14 protein-coding genes are annotated in these 15,513 nt (G+C 69.0%); 5 read left to right on the top strand and 9 right to left on the bottom strand.

Translation table 11 applies throughout. The features are described from left to right. The first annotated feature begins 35 nt into the window (after positions 1–35). Positions 36–2,462, top strand: coding sequence for a penicillin-binding protein 1A (locus tag ACHWVH_RS16940; protein ID WP_152236125.1), 2,427 nt, complete (start codon positions 36–38; stop codon positions 2,460–2,462). Between the two features lie 152 nt (positions 2,463–2,614). Further along, on the top strand, positions 2,615–3,259 hold the full coding sequence (locus ACHWVH_RS16935; RefSeq protein ID WP_017909856.1) for a hypothetical protein: 645 nt from the start codon (positions 2,615–2,617) through the stop codon (positions 3,257–3,259). Between the two features lie 175 nt (positions 3,260–3,434). On the opposite strand, the gene ACHWVH_RS16930 is transcribed toward ACHWVH_RS16935, so the two are convergent. From ACHWVH_RS16930 to ACHWVH_RS16890, 9 genes are all read right to left on the bottom strand, one after another. Continuing rightward, positions 3,435–4,724: a citrate synthase gene (locus ACHWVH_RS16930; RefSeq protein WP_394687591.1), complete on the bottom strand. Its 1,290-nt coding sequence runs from the start codon at positions 4,722–4,724 to the stop codon at positions 3,435–3,437. A gap of 285 nt (positions 4,725–5,009) precedes the next feature. Beyond that, positions 5,010–5,252 (bottom strand): type B 50S ribosomal protein L31, encoded by a 243-nt coding sequence (locus ACHWVH_RS16925; protein WP_010341537.1) that lies wholly within the window; start codon positions 5,250–5,252, stop codon positions 5,010–5,012. A gap of 145 nt (positions 5,253–5,397) precedes the next feature. Further along, positions 5,398–6,336: a nucleoside hydrolase gene (locus ACHWVH_RS16920; RefSeq protein WP_394687590.1), complete on the bottom strand. Its 939-nt coding sequence runs from the start codon at positions 6,334–6,336 to the stop codon at positions 5,398–5,400. Positions 6,337–6,501: 165 nt separating this feature from the next. Continuing rightward, a complete protein-coding gene (gene recG / locus ACHWVH_RS16915) occupies positions 6,502–8,652 on the bottom strand; it encodes an ATP-dependent DNA helicase RecG (protein ID WP_394687589.1) in 2,151 nt (716 codons plus the stop codon). Positions 8,653–8,661: 9 nt separating this feature from the next. After that, on the bottom strand, positions 8,662–9,045 hold the full coding sequence (locus tag ACHWVH_RS16910; RefSeq protein ID WP_010341827.1) for a RidA family protein: 384 nt from the start codon (positions 9,043–9,045) through the stop codon (positions 8,662–8,664). A gap of 308 nt (positions 9,046–9,353) precedes the next feature. Beyond that, positions 9,354–11,525: a bifunctional (p)ppGpp synthetase/guanosine-3',5'-bis(diphosphate) 3'-pyrophosphohydrolase gene (locus tag ACHWVH_RS16905; protein WP_017909851.1), complete on the bottom strand. Its 2,172-nt coding sequence runs from the start codon at positions 11,523–11,525 to the stop codon at positions 9,354–9,356. Positions 11,526–11,625: 100 nt separating this feature from the next. After that, positions 11,626–11,925, bottom strand: coding sequence for a DNA-directed RNA polymerase subunit omega (gene rpoZ / locus ACHWVH_RS16900; RefSeq protein WP_010343101.1), 300 nt, complete (start codon positions 11,923–11,925; stop codon positions 11,626–11,628). Between the two features lie 112 nt (positions 11,926–12,037). Then, positions 12,038–12,664: a guanylate kinase gene (gene gmk, locus ACHWVH_RS16895; protein ID WP_394687588.1), complete on the bottom strand. Its 627-nt coding sequence runs from the start codon at positions 12,662–12,664 to the stop codon at positions 12,038–12,040. 153 nt (positions 12,665–12,817) lie between these two features. Next, positions 12,818–13,678 (bottom strand): YicC/YloC family endoribonuclease, encoded by an 861-nt coding sequence (locus ACHWVH_RS16890; RefSeq protein WP_043094881.1) that lies wholly within the window; start codon positions 13,676–13,678, stop codon positions 12,818–12,820. Positions 13,679–13,785: 107 nt separating this feature from the next. On the opposite strand from ACHWVH_RS16890, the gene rph reads away from it, so the two are divergent. From rph to rdgB, 3 genes are read left to right on the top strand one after another with little or no spacing between them, the layout of a single operon-like run. Then, on the top strand, positions 13,786–14,511 hold the full coding sequence (rph, locus tag ACHWVH_RS16885) for a ribonuclease PH (protein WP_010343098.1): 726 nt from the start codon (positions 13,786–13,788) through the stop codon (positions 14,509–14,511). Then, entirely contained in the window at positions 14,508–14,897 is a 390-nt protein-coding gene (locus ACHWVH_RS16880) for a VOC family protein (RefSeq protein WP_017907633.1), read from the top strand. Before rph ends, ACHWVH_RS16880 begins: the two co-directional genes overlap by 4 nt. Further along, entirely contained in the window at positions 14,894–15,505 is a 612-nt protein-coding gene (gene rdgB / locus ACHWVH_RS16875; RefSeq protein WP_152247347.1) for an RdgB/HAM1 family non-canonical purine NTP pyrophosphatase, read from the top strand. The genes ACHWVH_RS16880 and rdgB overlap by 4 nt, the downstream gene beginning before the upstream one ends. Positions 15,506–15,513: the final 8 nt, after the last annotated feature.

Raw genomic sequence — 15,513 nt, 5'->3', positions numbered from 1 at the left:
TGCGCCCAAGAAATCTGCAATCGGAATCTCTCGCGATGCCCCGTTTTCGTCGTTGGCTGCGCTGGGCGCTGGTCTTGTTCGTCCTCCTTGGCCTGGTCGGCGCCGCCGTGGCAGGCGGGCTGTACTACGTCGTCTCCTCCAAGCTCCCGGACGTGCAGACCCTGCGCAAGGTCGAACTGCAGGAGCCGATGTACGTCTACTCCAGCGACGGCAAGCTGATGGCGCTGTTCGGCGAGACCCGGCGCTACCCCATCACCATGAAGGACGTGCCGGAGCGGCTGAAGCAGGCCTTCCTTGCCACCGAGGATGCCCGGTTCTACGAGCATGGCGGGGTCGACTACAAGGGCATCGCGCGCGCGGTGTGGCTGCTGGCCACCACCAACGACAAGCGCGTACCGGGCGGCTCCACCATCACCCAGCAGGTGGCCCGCCAGTTCTTCCTGAGCTCGGAATACAGCTATACCCGCAAGCTGGCGGAGATCCTGCTGGCGCGCAAGATCGAGGCCGAGCTGACCAAGGACGAGATCTTCGAGCTGTATCTCAACAAGAGCTTCTTCGGCAACCGCGCCTACGGCGTCGCCGCCGCCGCCGAGTACTACTACGGCAAGAAGCTCAACGAGCTGAGCCTGGACGAGATGGCCTCGCTGGCCGGCATCCCCAAGTTCCCCTCCAGCGGCAACCCGATCAGCAACCCCGAGCGCGCCAAGCAGCGCCGCGACAACTATGTGCTCAGCCGCATGGCCGCGCTGGGCTTCATCACCCCGGCCGAGGCCGAGGCGGCCAAGGCGGTGCCGATGCACGCCGCGCCGCACGAGCGCCCGGTCGAGGTCGAGGCCCCGTACGTGGCCGAGCTGGTGCGCCAGGAAATGATCGCGCGCTTCGGCGGCGACGTGCTGGACAAGGGCTACCACGTCTACACCAGTATCGATGCGACCCTGCAGGCTGCCGCCAACCATGCGGTGCGCCAGGGCCTGGTCGTCTACGATCGTCGCCATGGCTGGCATGGCGTCGAGAAGCACTTCGACGTCCCCGCCACTGCCGATGCGGCGGCGCTGGCCAGCCATCTGAGCGGCATCTACGCGCAAGGCGGGATGCTGCCCAGCATCGTCGCCGGCACCGGCAGCGACGGCAGCGCCACCGTGGTGCTCGCCAACAAGACCGAGCTGGTGCTGCCGGTGGCCGCCAGCCGCTGGACCGGGCGCAGCCCCGCCACCCTGCTCAAGCGCGGCGACCTGGTGCGCATCCAGGAAGGCGACAAGCCGGGCGAATGGGAGATCACCCAGATCCCGCGCGGCCAGGCCGCGCTGGTGTCGCTGGACGCCAACAACGGCGCGCTGCGCGCCATGGTCGGCGGCTTCAGCTACGCCGGCAACAAGTTCAACCGCGCCACCCAGGCGCGCCGCCAGCCCGGCTCCAGCTTCAAGCCGTTCCTGTACGCGGCCTCGTTCGAGAAGGGCTTCAACCCGGCCTCGATCGTGCTCGACGCACCGGTGGTGTTCCGCGACCGCCGCGGCAAGACCTGGTCGCCGCAGAACGACGGCGGCGGCTTCCGCGGCCCGATGCGCCTGCGCGAGGCGCTGGTGCAGTCGCGCAACCTGGTCTCGGTGCGCCTGCTGGACGCCATCGGCGTGGACTTCGCGCGCAAGTACATCAGCCAGTTCGGCTTCCAGGAAGCCGAGTTGCCGCCGAACCTGTCGATGTCGCTGGGCACCGCCTCGCTGACTCCGCTGTCGGTGGCGCGCGGGTACACCGTGTTCGCCAACGGCGGCTCGCTGGTCAACACCTGGATCATCGACAAGGTCACCGACCGCGACGGCAATGTCCTGTTCCAGGAACATCCGCTGACCGCCTGCCGCAGTTGCGGCAGCGTCGGCGGCAACGCCGCACCGGTCAGCCAGGTCGTGGACGGCTTCAACTTCGGCGCGGCCACGCCGCCGCCGGCGGCCAAGCCGGCAGAGCCCGCGGCCACGGCGGCTGCCGCCGAGAAGCCCGCCGACCCCGAGGCCAAGGTGGCGCCGCGCGCGATCGACGAGCGCACCGCCTATCAATTGGTGTCGATGATGCGCGACGTGGTCCAGCGCGGCACCGGCACCGCGGCCAAGGTGCTCGGCCGCGAGGACGTGGGCGGCAAGACCGGCTCGACCAACGACCATCGCGACGCCTGGTTCTCCGGCTTCGGCGGCCCGTACGTGACCACCGTGTGGGTCGGTCGCGACGACTACCGCTCGCTCGGCTACCGCGAATACGGCGGCAAGGCGGCGCTGCCGATCTGGATCGACTACATGCGGGTCGCGCTGAAGGATCAGCCGATCGCCCGCAACGATCCGCCGGGCGGCATGGTCCAGGTCAGCCTCAACGGCGCCACGGAATGGGTCAAGACCGAGGACATGGACCGCATCCAGCAGTTCGACGAAAGCCTGCAGGACCAGAAGACCGACGACGCGGCATTCGACATCTTCTGATCGTGTCGCGTCCCCCGCCCCCGCGCTCGCCGGGGCAGTTCCCGCCGGGCGCGCCTCGCCCGGCGGACGCCGCCTCAGGCAGCGGCGCCGGCTACACCCGAATTTCGCAAGGCTGCGGTACAGTCGGGGCAGGCTTTGAGGGGAGGCGCACCATGCACCACGCTCGGCAACACGCCCGGACCCGCACGCACGAACGCCGCCGCCGGCTGGCGCATGAAGCCGCCCGGCTGATGGCCGAAGGCGGCATCCGCGATTTCCACCAGGCCAAGCTCAAGGCCGCCGACCGGCTCGGCATCCACGACGACGCCTCGCTGCCGCGCAACAGCGAGATCGAGGACGCCCTGCGCGAATACCAGCGGCTGTTCGCCGGCCCCGACCATGCCGGCGAACTGCGCCGGCGCCGCGAGGCGGCGCTGCGCGCGATGGACTTCCTGCACGCCTTCGCGCCACGCCTGGCCGGACCGGTGCACGACGGTACCGCCGACGCCAACAGTCCGGTGCAACTGCACCTGCACAGCGACGACACCGAGGCGGTGGCACGTTTTCTCGAAGAACACCGGATCCCGGCCGAACTGCGCAGCCGCCGCCTGCGCCTGGACCGCGAGCGTAGCGAGGACTTCCCGGTGTGGCTGTTCACCGCCGAGGAACTGACCTTCGACCTGACCGTGCTGCCCTACGACGCGCTGCGCCAGGCGCCGCTGTCGCAGGTGGACGAAAAGCCGATGCGGCGCGCCTCGATGCCGCAACTGCGGCAACTGCTGACCGAGCAGGACATCGCCGACTACCAGTCCGGCTGAGCGGACCGCCGCGCCAGGATGCCGCGGGCGCCGCACAGCTGGCTGGCGCCCCGTGTCGCGGCCTACAGTCAGCGCGACAGGCTACTGCCAATCTGCCTCCCCGCTTCGGCCCCCCGCCACAAACGAAAAACGCCCCGCGAGGCGGGGCGTTCCGGACAGCCTTGACGGCGATCGATCAGCGCTTGTCGGCGCTGGTGTAGTCGCGCTTTTCGTAGCCGGTGTAGATCTGGCGCGGACGGCCGATCTTCATTTCCGGGTCGACCTGCTGCTCCAGCCAATGCGAGACCCAGCCGGCGGTGCGGGCAATGGCGAACATCACGGTGAACATCTCCACCGGGATGTTCAGCGCCTTGTAGATGATGCCCGAGTAGAAGTCGACGTTCGGGTACAGCTTGCGCTGCACGAAGTAGTCGTCCTTCAGCGCGGCCTCTTCCAGCTTCAGCGCCACTTCCAGCAGCGGGTCGTTGACGCCCAGCTCGCCCAGCACCTTGTGGGTCATCTCGCGGATGATCTTCGCGCGCGGGTCGAAGTTCTTGTACACGCGGTGGCCGAAGCCCATCAGGCGGAAGCTCGAGTTCTTGTCCTTGGCCTTGGCCACGGCGCTCTCGACATTGTCGGCGGTGCCGATCTCTTCCAGCATCTTCAGCACGGCTTCATTGGCGCCGCCGTGCGCCGGGCCCCACAGCGCGGTGATGCCCGCGGCGACCGAGGCATACGGATTGGCGCCGGTGGAACCGACCAGACGCACGGTCGAGGTCGAGGCGTTCTGCTCGTGGTCGGCGTGCAGGATGAACAGCAGGTCCAGAGCCTTGGCCACGACCGGGTTCATCTGCAACTGCTCGCTCGGCACCTCGAACATCATGTGCAGGAAGCGCTCGACGTAGCCGAGGTTGTTGCGCGGGTAACGGATCGGCCAACCGATGGAGTAGCGGTAGGCGGCGGCGGCGATCGTCGGCACCTTGGCGATCAGACGGATCGCGGCCAGGCGGCGCTGCTCCGGATCGTTGAGGTCGAGGGTGTCGTGATAGAACGCCGACAGCGAGGCCACGCTACCGGCCAGCATCGCCATCGGGTGCGCGTCGTGGCGGAAGCCGCCGAGGAAGTTCTTCAGCGACTCGTGCATCATCGTGTGATGCGTCACTTCGTGGTCGAACTTCTTGAATTCGTCGGCGGTGGGCAGCTCGCCGTTCATCAGCAGGTAGGCCACTTCGAGGAAGTTGGACTTCTCGGCCAACTGCTCGATCGGGTAGCCGCGATACAGCAGCACGCCGTTGTCGCCGTCGATGTAGGTGATCGCCGACTTGCAGCTGGCGGTCGCGGTGAAGCCCGAGTCGTAGGTGAAGAGACCGGTCTCCTTGGTCAACTTGGAAATGTCGACGCAATCGTTGCCCAGGGTGGGCTTGAGTACCGGAAGAACGACCGACTTGTCGCCGGCGTTCAACGTGACCTGATCAAGATCGGACACAGTGTGCGCTCCTCGATGGAAGGCGCCTGTCCGATTACGTTGCGAACAGACGCGTGAAGGAAGTCCACGGCAATCGCCACGGATCGCGCCATTATCGCACAGCAGCATTTGCGTCGTCGCTCACCACCCACGCTGCACGATGGCGGCAGGAAAGCGACACAGCGTTGCATCCTCGCCGCACTTTCACGGAAGGATGACACCGGCGCGTCAACGCCGGGAGAGGAAAGCAGATAGCAGAACGGCCGCGCAGGCGGCCGTCGCTTTACATCCGTTCGACGGTTCCGATCAGCGCGCGTAGCGCTTCTGGAACTTGTCGATGCGGCCGCTGGTGTCGATGACCTTGTGCTTGCCCGTGTAGAACGGGTGCGAAGCCGAGGAGATTTCGACCTTGATCAACGGATACTCTTCGCCGTCCTCCCACTTGACCGTCTCTTTCGAGGACATGGTCGAACGGGTCAGGATCTTGAAATCGGAGGTGACATCGTGGAACACGACGTCGCGGTACTGGGGATGGATGTCGGCCTTCATGGGCTCGCACCGTAGGTGGCTGCTGGACAAGAGGGAAACTATAACAGCCCTCCTGCCCTACACGCAACGTGTAATTCACACGTTACGTGTAGTCGCCAGCCGCCGCCCTGGGCTCTGAAGCATGTGCAGGCAGGGACCGCCAGGCTCAGCCGGCGCCGACCGCCGCGCGGGCCAGGCCCAGGAAGCGGGCTTGGTCGTAGCGGATGAGCATGGTCGCGTTGTCCGGCAGGCCCAGCTGGCGGTTCCAGTCGACCAGGGTGGCGCCGCGGGTGTGCACCCCGGACAGCTCGATCTGCATCGGCCGCGACTGCACCTCCTCGGCGCCGTCGGGCTGCAGCGCCCAGGCCATCGCCAGCGCGTCGGCGGCATACCAGTGCTCGCCGCGGGCGTCTTCCGACCACAGCCGGGTCTTGCGCGAGATCAGTTCGTAGAAGCGCGCCTTGGGCGCATCCACCGCCAGCCACTGCTCGACCTCGCGGTGCGGCAGGCCGTGCGCAACGGTCGCCTCCCAATCCGCCACTTCGATGTGCGGGAACGCCTTGAACACGATGTGCGCGGCTTCCGGGTCGAAGGCGATGTTGAACTCGGCGGCCGGGGTGATGTTGCCGTGACAGGTGATCGCCCCGCCCATCACCAGGAAGCGGCCGACGCGCTGCGGCAGGGTCGGGTCCAGCTTCAGCGCCAGCGCGATGTTGGTCAGCGGCCCCAGCGCGACCAGCAGCAGGCGCCCGGCGTACTGGTGCGACAGGCGCAGGATCGCCAGCGCGGCATGCTCGGCCTCGGCGCCGCGCGCGGCCGGCGGCAGGTCGACGTCGCCGAAACCGTCCTGACCGTGCACGTGCCCGGCGTCCACCGACGGGTGCAGCAGCGGATCGGCGCAGCCGGCGAACACCGGCACATCCTCGCGCCCGGCCACCTCGCACAGCTTCAGCGCATTGCGCACGGTGTGGCGCAGCCCGACGTTGCCGGCGGCGATGGTCAGCCCGACCACCTCGTGGCGCGGATCGGCGAACGCCATCAGCAGGGCCAGCGCGTCGTCCACGCCAGGGTCGGTATCGATCAACAGGGGAATCTTGTCGCTCATGCGTCGCTTCGCTCGTCCATTCGGCCGCCGAGTCTGGCACTGCGGCGCAGGCATGGGAAGGAGTGGGGAGTGGGGATTCGCAGGGGCAGCCGGGCCGGCCGCTTTACGAATCCCCGCTTTCAACAGCCGAATGGCTGGTCATCCCCAATGCCGAATCCCGGCCCCTCACGCCCCGGCGAACCGCACCGCCCCACCGACCCAGCGCACGACGATGCGGTCGGCCAGGACCGGCGCTTCCTCCAGCAGCCGGTCGGCCAGGGCGTGCACGCGCGGCAGCAGGCCAGCGTCGCGGGCCAGGTCGGCCACGCGGAACGCGGCCAGGCCGGTCTGACGGGTGCCGAGCAGTTCGCCGGGACCGCGCAGTTCCAGATCCTTCTCGGCGATGACGAAGCCGTCGTTGGTCTGGCGCATGGTTTCCAGGCGCTGCCGCGCCATCGCCGACAGCGGCGCCTGGTACATCAGCACGCAGCTCGACGCCGCCGCGCCGCGCCCGACCCGCCCGCGCAACTGGTGCAGCTGCGCCAGGCCCAGGCGTTCGGCGTTTTCGATGATCATCAGCGAGGCATTGGGCACGTCCACGCCGACCTCGATGACGGTGGTGGCGACCAGCAGGTCGATCTCGCCCTGCTTGAACGCGCGCATCGCCGCCTGCTTCTCGGCCGGCTTCATGCGTCCGTGGACCAGGCCCACGCGCAGTTCCGGCAACTGCGCCGACAACGCTTCGAAGGTGGCCTGCGCGGCGCTGGCCTCGAGCCGGTTACCGGCGCCGCCGCCCTGCGCGGATTTCTCGTTGTCCTCGGCCTCTTCGATCAGGGTGCAGACCCAGTAGGCCTGGCGGCCTTCGGCGCAGGCCACGCGGATGCGCTGCACCAGCTCGGGACGGCGCTCGGCGTTGAGCACGATGGTCTGCACCGGGGTGCGCCCCGGCGGCAGTTCGTCGATCGAGGAGACGTCCAGATCGGCATAGGCGGCCATCGCCAGGGTGCGCGGGATCGGCGTGGCGGTCATCACCAGTTGATGCGGCACGCCTGCGCCGGAAGCGCCCTTGTCGCGCAGCGCCAGGCGCTGGTGCACGCCGAAGCGGTGCTGCTCGTCGACGATGGCCAGGGCCAGGTCGTGGAAGCGCACCGCCTCCTGCATCAGCGCGTGCGTGCCGACCACCACCTGCGCCTCGCCCGAGGCGATCTGCGCCAGGGTCGCGCTGCGCGCCTTGCCGGTGACCTTGCCGGCCAGCCAGGCCACGCGCACGCCCAGCGGCTCCAGCCAGCCGCGCAGGTTGGCCAGATGCTGTTCGGCGAGCAGTTCCGTGGGCGCGGCCAGCGCCGCCTGCTTGCGCTTGTCCACCGCCAGCATCGCCGCCAGCGCGGCGACCACGGTCTTGCCGCTGCCGACGTCGCCCTGCACCAGCCGCAGCATCGGCGCCGGCCGCTCCAGGTCGGTGCGGATCTGCGCGAACACGCGTTGCTGTGCGCCGGTCAGTTGGAACGGCAGCGACTGCTGCAGGCGCTTGGCCAGCAGCCCGCGGCCGCGCAGCGACGGCGCCGGCTGGCACTGCATGGCGATGCGCTGGCGGCGCAGGCTCAGGTGATGCGCGAGCAGTTCCTCCAGCGCCAGGCGCTGCTGCGCCGGATGCAGGCCGGCGGCGAGCGCGGCCAGGTCGGCCTGCGGCGGCGGCCGGTGCGCGACCAGCAACGCACTGCGCAGCGACGGCAGGCCAAGTTCGCTCAGCAGCGACGCCGGCAGCAGTTCCAGTGCCGCCTCCTCCGGCAGCCGGTCCAGCGCCTGGCCGATCAACCGGCGCACGGTCGCCGGACCGACGCCCTCCACCGCCGGGTAAACCGGATCCAGGCGATCGCCCAGCGCCGCATCGTCGCCCTCGCCGAGGATCTGGTAGCTGGGATGCACGAACTCCAGCCCATGCTGGCCCGGCTTGGGCGTGCCGAAGGCGCGCAAGCGCGCGCCGACCGCGAACTGCGCCGCCTGCGCGGCACGGAACTGGAAGAAGCGCAGCACCAGGGTGCCGCGCGACTCGTCGGCGACCGCCACGCGCAGCATCGGCCGGTAGCGGAAGCCGCGGTCCACCGCCTGCACCCGCCCCTCGATCTGGGCGGGCACGCCCGGCTGCAGCGCCGCCACCGTGGTCAGGCGGGTGCGGTCCTCGTAGCGCAGCGGCAGGTGCAGCCACAGGTCCTGCAGGGTGGACAGGCCGCGCGCGGCGAATTTCTCCGCCAGCTTGGGACCGACGCCAGGCAGCGTGGTCAGCGTCGCCTCGCCTGCCGCCGACAGCGCCGGCGCCGGAACCTGCACGCGCGGCACGGCGGGGGATCAGTCCAGCACCATCACCGCGTCCACTTCGAAGCCCGCGCCCTTGGGCAGCGCCGAGACTTCGATGGTGGAGCGCGCGGGGAACGGCGCCTGGAAGTAGTCCTGCATGACCGCATTGACCTGCGCGAACTGCGCCAGGTCGGTGAGGTACAGCCCCAGGCGCACGATGCGGTCCAGCGAGCCGCCGGCCGCCTCGGCCACCGCCTGCAGGTTGTCGAACGCGCGGCGCGCCTGCGCGGCGATGTCGCCGGCGACGATCTCGCCGGTGGCCGGATCCAGCGGGATCTGCCCGGAGAAGTACACGGTGTTGCCGGCGCGCACGGCCTGCGAATACGGGCCGATCGCGGCCGGTGCACGGTCGGTATGGATGATCTGGCGGGACATGGCGACTCCGTTGGAAGAATGTCCGCCTAGTTTAGCTGGCGTGTGCGGCTAGGGATTGGGGATTGGGGAGCATGACCGTGACAGGATCGCGACCAGGCGTTCTTTCGCAGGCGTCGACTGTCATGCAGCCGCGTTGGCAGGCGGCGCGGACGATGCCCGATCACGCGCACTGACACGAAACCCCAGTCCAGTCCTTGTGGAAGCGGCTTCAGCCGCGACGAGTGAAGCAGAAAGCCGCCTGACACCATCACGCGTCGGGACTGAAGTCCCTCCCACAAGAACTCCCGACCCATTCCGCCCGGCACCACCTACTGGCGGCGCACGCTCTGCACCGCATTCAAGCGCCGCAGCCGGCGCATCACTTCGGCCAGGTGGTTACGGTCGCGCACCTGGATGTTGAAACGCAGCACCGCGGCGTTGAAGTCGCGGTCCAGGTAGTCGACACGCTCGATGTTGGACTGGCTCTGCGCGATCGCCGCGGCCAGTTGCGCCAGCACGCCGGTGCGGTTCTCCACGTCCACCACCAGCGCGGTGTCGTAGTCGCCGATGACGCTGGTATCCCAACCGATCGGCACCCAGCGCTCGGGCGACTTGCGCAGTTCGGCCAGGTTCGGACAGTCCAGCCGATGCACCACGATGCCCTTGCCGGCGGTGTGGTAGCCCATGATCTCGTCGCCGGGAATCGGCTGGCAGCAATTGGCGAAGCTGACCACGCCGCGCTCGGTGCCGTTGATCAGGATCTTTTCCTGCGAGTGCTTGGAATGGCCGCCGCCGCGCAGTTCGGCATACGCCATCAGCGCCTGCGCGGCCTGGTTGGGCATCCAGTTGCCCAACGCCACGTCGGCCAGCAGCGCCTCCAGGCGCGGGTAGCGGTGCTCGCTGAGGAACGAATCCAGGCGCCCCTTGGGCAGCCGCTCCAGCGAGCTGTCCATCGCCTCCAGTGCGCGATCGAGCATGCGATGACCGAGCTGCACCGCGTCCTCGTGTTCGAGCTGCTTGAGCTGGTGGCGGATCGCGGTGCGGGCCTTGCTGCTGACCACGAACTCCAGCCACTGCGGCTTGGGCGTGGCCGAGCGCGCAGTGATCACTTCCACCGTCTGCCCGCTGACCAGCTTGGTGCGCAACGGCACCAGCTTCTTGTCCACGCGCGAGGCCACCGCACGGTTGCCGACGTCGGTGTGCACCGCATAGGCGAAGTCCAGCGCGGTGGAGTTGCGCGGCAGCGCCAGGATCTTGCCCTTGGGCGTGAACAGGTAGACCTCGTCCGGGAACAGATCGACCTTGACGTTGTCCAGGAACTCCAGCGACGAGCCGGCGGCGCGCTGCGATTCGATCAGCTCGACGATCCACGCATGCGCGCGGCTCTGCGCGCTGTTGGGCGAATCGCCGCCAAACTTGTAGGTCCAGTGCGCGGCGACGCCGCGTTCGGCGATCAGGTCCATTTCCTCGGTGCGGATCTGCACCTCGATCGGCGAGCCATAGGGCCCGAACAGCACCGTATGCAGCGACTGGTAGCCGTTGGCCTTGGGTATGGCGATGAAGTCGCGGAAGCGCGCATCCAGCGGCTTGAAGGTGGCATGCACCGCGCCGAGGGCGTGGTAGCAGTCGGGCACGCCGCGCACCACTAGGCGGAAGCCGAACACATCCATCACCTGGTCGAAGGATTTGTTCTCGTCGCGCATCTTGTTGTAGATGCTCCACGGCGTCTTGATCCGGCTCACCAGCCGGTGCTCCAGTCCTTCCTTGGCCAGGCGCTGCGACAACTGCACTTCCACCTGCGCCATCGACTCGCGGCGCACCACCGGCTGGCTGCGGATGTGTTTTTCGATGATCGCGTGCCGCCACGGATGCAGCGCGCGGAAGCCGAGGTTCTGCAGCTCGGACTTCATCAGGCTCATGCCCAGGCGCTGAGCGATCGGCGCGTAGATCTCCAGGGTCTCGCGGGCGATGCGGCTGCGCGCCTCGGCGCTCTGCGCGCCCAGCGTACGCATGTTGTGCAGGCGATCGGCGAGCTTGATCATGATCACGCGCAGGTCGCGCGACATCGCCAGCAGCATCTTGCGGAAGCTCTCGGCGGCCGCTTCCTGGCGGTCGCGGAACTTGAGCTTGTCCAGCTTGGTGACGCCGTCGACCAGTTCCGCCACCGCCTCGCCGAACTCGGCGGCCAGCTCGGCGCGGGTCAGCGGCGTGTCTTCGATGGTGTCGTGCAGGATCGCCGCGATCAGTGCCTCCACGTCCAGGCCCAGTTCGGCCAGTACACCGGCCACCGCCACCGGATGGGTGATGTAGGGCTCGCCGGACTTGCGGGTCTGCCCCGCGTGCGCGGCCGCACCGACCTCCCAGGCGCGGCGCAGCAGCGGGATCTGCTCGGGCGGCAGATAGCTGGCGCTGCGTTCGAGCTGCAGGACGTAGTCGGGGACCGCCTCGTCGGCCGACGATGGCGCGGCGTGGGCGACCTGGGCAGAAGGGCCTGGGTTCATGCGGAAAGACTATGCCAGCGGCGCGTGGACGGCAAACCCGCAAAACGAAACAGCCCGCGGATGCGGGCTGTTCGCAGGACGATCGCGACGCGGGACGCGATCAGTCGTCGTTCTTGGACATGTCCTCGTCGGCCACCACTTCGGCCGCGGCCCATTCCAGGGCTTCACGCTCGGCGCGCTCGCGCTCGGCCTTCTCGACCTCGTCGATCAGCGCGTTGTCGATCTTGCGCGCGGCGATCTCGCGCAGCGCCAGCACAGTCGGCTTGTCGGCCGACTCGGTGTTGTCGAGGGTGGCCTGCACGCCGTTGGCGAGCTGGCGGGCGCGCTTGGACGCCATCATGACCAGTTCGAAACGGTTGTTAACGACTTCCAGGCAATCTTCTACGGTGATGCGGGCCATGCGGGCTCCCGGCGGGCCGGCGGCGGCCACGCGTTCGAATGAGGGAAAGGGCGGGGATTGTAGGGCGGCAACCGCCCGAGATCAACCCCACCCCATTCAGTTCCCTTTGGAATCAGCCAGTTGGCTGTTCCTGCAGGAGGGTGTCGATCAGCGCGGCATGGCGCTGCTGCTGCTGCGGCCGGCGCAGGCGGCTGGCGACGAAGATCGCGCACATCTCGTCCACCGCGGTGTCGAAATGCTCGTTGACGATCACGTAGTCGAAGTCGGCGTAGTGCGACATCTCCTCGCGCGCGGCGGCCAGCCGCTGCGCGATCACCGCCTCGCTGTCCTGGCCGCGCTTGCGCATGCGCTGCTCCAGGGCCTCGCGCGACGGCGGCAGGATGAACACGCTGACCGCGTCCGGCACCTTGGCCCGCACCTGGCGCGCGCCCTGCCAGTCGATCTCCAGCAGCACGTCGTGGCCGGCGGCCAGCTGCGGCTCCACCGACTGCCGCGCGGTGCCCTTCCAGTCGCCGTGCACGCGGGCGTACTCGAAGAAGTCGCACGCATCGATCATGCCCTGGAACGCGTCGGCGGAGACGAAATGGTAGTGCTCGGCATGGCGTTCGCCCGGGCGCGGCGCACGCGAGGTGAACGAGATCGACAGCGCGATCTGCGGGTCGCGCGCCAGGGTGGCGTTGACGATGCTGCTCTTGCCGGCGCCGGACGGGGCCGCCACGATGTAGAGAGTGCCGCGCATAGGGTCAGGGATTCGGGATTGGGGAGTCGGGATTCGCGAACGGGGCCGCGGGCCGATACCCACGGGGTCGATATGCTACCCGGTATGGACGTGACCCGCCCGGCACTCGGAATCCGCCTTCCCAATCCCCAATCTCGACTCCCGCCATCCCGGCTATTCCAGGTTCTGCACCTGCTCGCGGATCTGGTCGATCAGCACCTTCAGTTCCACCGCGGCGTTGGAGGTGCGGCTGTCCACCGACTTCGAGCCCAGGGTGTTGGCCTCGCGGTTGAACTCCTGCAGCAGGAAGTCCAGGCGCCGGCCGGCCGGTTCCGGCTGGCGCAGGACGCGGCGCAGTTCCTTGATGTGGCTGCCGAGCCGGTCCAGTTCCTCGTCCACATCGAGCTTCTGCAGCCACAGCACCAGTTCCTGCTCGGCGCGGCCGGGGTCGACCGGATGCGGCAGATCGGCCAGGCGCGCGGCCAGCTTGGCGCGCTGGCCGTCGCGGATGGCGGGGATCAGCGTCCGCACCTCGCCGGCGATGCGTTCCACCGCATCGACGCGCTCGACGATGGCCGCGGCCAGCTTGCCGCCCTCGCGCTCGCGCGCGGCGACGAACTCGGCCAGCACCTCGTCCAGCAATTCCAGCGCCTGCGCCTGCAGCGCCGCCGGATCGGCCGTCTGCCCCTGCAGCACGCCGGGCAGCTGCAGCAGGTCGACGAACTGCACCTGCATCTGCGGGAAACGCACTCCCAGCCGTTGCGCAAGCACACCCAGTTGCTCGACCAGGGCCTCGTTCACCGCCAGGGTCTGCGCTGCCTCCGGCGCGCGCAGGCGCAGCATCAGGTCGAGCTTGCCGCGGCTGATCCGCGCGGCGACGCGTTCGCGCAGTTGCGGCTCCAGCGCGCGCAGTTCTTCCGGCAGGCGAACGCCGACTTCCAGGAAACGGTGGTTGACCGATCGCAGCTCGCATCCCAGCGTGCCCCAGGGAGTGATGCGCTCGGCGCCGGCATAGGCGGTCATGCTGCGGATCATGCGGTGTTCCGGTGCGGACAGGGGGCGAATGTTAACCTAGCGCCCTTTCCTGCCTCACCGACGCGGTCACAGGCCGCGCACGGCCCCGCCCTTCCCGGAACCCCTGCATGTCCTTCTCCCGTCCCAGCGGCCGCACGGCCGATCAGTTGCGCCCGGTCCGCATCGAACGCGCCTTCACCCGCCATGCCGAAGGTTCGGTCCTGGTCAGCTTCGGCGACACCCGCGTGCTGTGCAACGCCAGCGTCGAGAACCGCGTGCCGGGCTTCCTGCGCGGCAAGGGCGAAGGCTGGGTGACCGCCGAATACGGCATGCTGCCGCGCGCCACCCACTCGCGTTCCGATCGCGAAGCCGCGCGCGGCAAGCAGGGCGGACGCACGCTGGAGATCCAGCGTCTGATCGGCCGCGCGCTGCGCGCCTGCGTCGACCGCACGGCGCTGGGCGAGCGCACCATCACCCTGGACTGCGACGTGCTGCAGGCCGACGGCGGTACCCGCACCGCCGCCATCACCGGCGCCTACGTGGCCCTGGTGGATGCGGTGAACTGGCTGCAGAAGCGCGGCGACCTGAAGAAGCCGGTTGTGCTGGGCGCGGTCGCCGCGGTCTCGGTCGGGGTCTACCGCGGCGTGCCGGTGCTGGACCTGGACTACGCCGAGGACAGCGACTGCGACACCGACATGAACGTGGTGATGAACGATGGCGGCGGCTTCATCGAGCTGCAGGGCACCGCCGAGGGCCACGCCTTCCGCCGCGACGAACTGGACGCGCTGCTCGGCCTGGCCGAGCGCGGCATCGGCGAACTGCTGGCGGCACAGCGCGCCGCTCTGGCGCAATGAACCGGCGCCTGGCCCTGGTCACCCTGGTGGTGGCCGACTACGACGAGGCCATCGCCTGGTACACCGGCAAGCTGGGCTTCCAGGTGCTGGAGGACGTGGACCAGGGCCACAAGCGCTGGGTCGTGGTCGGGCCGGGCGATGCGCGCGGCGCGGCGCTGCTGCTGGCGCGCGCCAGCGACGACGCGCAGCGCAGCCGCATCGGCGACCAGACCGGCGGCCGCGTCGGCTTCTTCCTGCACACCGACGACTTCCAGCGCGACCATGCGGCGATGCTGGCCGCCGGTGTGGAATTCCTGGAAGCCCCGCGTCACGAACCCTACGCCACGGTCGCGGTGTTCCGCGATCTGTACGGCAACACCTGGGATCTGCTGGAGCCCATCGCATGAAACTGGTCCTGGCCAGCAGCAACGCCGGCAAGCTCGAAGAACTGCACGCCCTGCTCGACGACGTCGGGGTCGAGTTGATCGCGCAATCCACGCTCGGCGTCAGCGATGCCGACGAGACCGGCCTGACCTTCGTCGAGAACGCGCTGCTCAAGGCGCGCCACGCCGCCCGCGTCACCGGCCTGCCGGCGCTGGCTGACGACTCCGGCATCTGCGTGGACGCGCTGCATGGCGCACCGGGGCTGTACTCGGCGCGTTACGCCGGCGAGCACGGCAACGCGCAGGCCAACATCGACAAGCTGCTGGACGCGCTGGGCGAGGTCCCCGACGCGCAGCGCGGCGCGCATTTCTACTGCGTGCTGGTGCTGCTGCGGCACGCCGAAGACCCGCAGCCGCTGCTGGTGGAAGGCCGCTGGCGCGGCCGCATCGCGCATGCGCGTGCCGGCACCGGCGGGCATGGTTACGACCCGGTGTTCCTGGATCCGGACCACGGCCAGACCGCCGCCGAGATGCCGCTGGCGCTGAAGAACCGCATCAGCCACCGCGCCCTCGCCCTGCAGCAGCTCAAGCAGCGCCTGGCGGACCATCTTGCGGCGCATCCCGCCGAGTGACCGCACCG

Origin of the sequence: uncultured Xanthomonas sp., from assembly GCF_964278005.1 — a bacterium.
Lineage (GTDB): Bacteria > Pseudomonadota > Gammaproteobacteria > Xanthomonadales > Xanthomonadaceae > Xanthomonas_A > Xanthomonas_A sontii.
The sequence above is the reverse complement of the archived record's forward strand: the minus strand, read 5'-3'. Positions and strand labels throughout refer to the sequence as shown.

Coding starts and splice junctions, on each gene's coding strand:
- ACHWVH_RS16940 (WP_152236125.1), top strand. CDS start 36: ATGCCCCGTTTTCGTCGTTGGCTGCGCTGGGCGCTGGTCTTGTTCGTC.
- ACHWVH_RS16935 (WP_017909856.1), top strand. CDS start 2,615: ATGCACCACGCTCGGCAACACGCCCGGACCCGCACGCACGAACGCCGC.
- ACHWVH_RS16925 (WP_010341537.1), bottom strand. CDS start 5,252: ATGAAGGCCGACATCCATCCCCAGTACCGCGACGTCGTGTTCCACGAT.
- ACHWVH_RS16920 (WP_394687590.1), bottom strand. CDS start 6,336: ATGAGCGACAAGATTCCCCTGTTGATCGATACCGACCCTGGCGTGGAC.
- ACHWVH_RS16910 (WP_010341827.1), bottom strand. CDS start 9,045: ATGTCCCGCCAGATCATCCATACCGACCGTGCACCGGCCGCGATCGGC.
- ACHWVH_RS16905 (WP_017909851.1), bottom strand. CDS start 11,525: ATGAACCCAGGCCCTTCTGCCCAGGTCGCCCACGCCGCGCCATCGTCG.
- rpoZ (WP_010343101.1), bottom strand. CDS start 11,925: ATGGCCCGCATCACCGTAGAAGATTGCCTGGAAGTCGTTAACAACCGT.
- gmk (WP_394687588.1), bottom strand. CDS start 12,664: ATGCGCGGCACTCTCTACATCGTGGCGGCCCCGTCCGGCGCCGGCAAG.
- ACHWVH_RS16890 (WP_043094881.1), bottom strand. CDS start 13,678: ATGATCCGCAGCATGACCGCCTATGCCGGCGCCGAGCGCATCACTCCC.
- rph (WP_010343098.1), top strand. CDS start 13,786: ATGTCCTTCTCCCGTCCCAGCGGCCGCACGGCCGATCAGTTGCGCCCG.
- ACHWVH_RS16880 (WP_017907633.1), top strand. CDS start 14,508: ATGAACCGGCGCCTGGCCCTGGTCACCCTGGTGGTGGCCGACTACGAC.
- rdgB (WP_152247347.1), top strand. CDS start 14,894: ATGAAACTGGTCCTGGCCAGCAGCAACGCCGGCAAGCTCGAAGAACTG.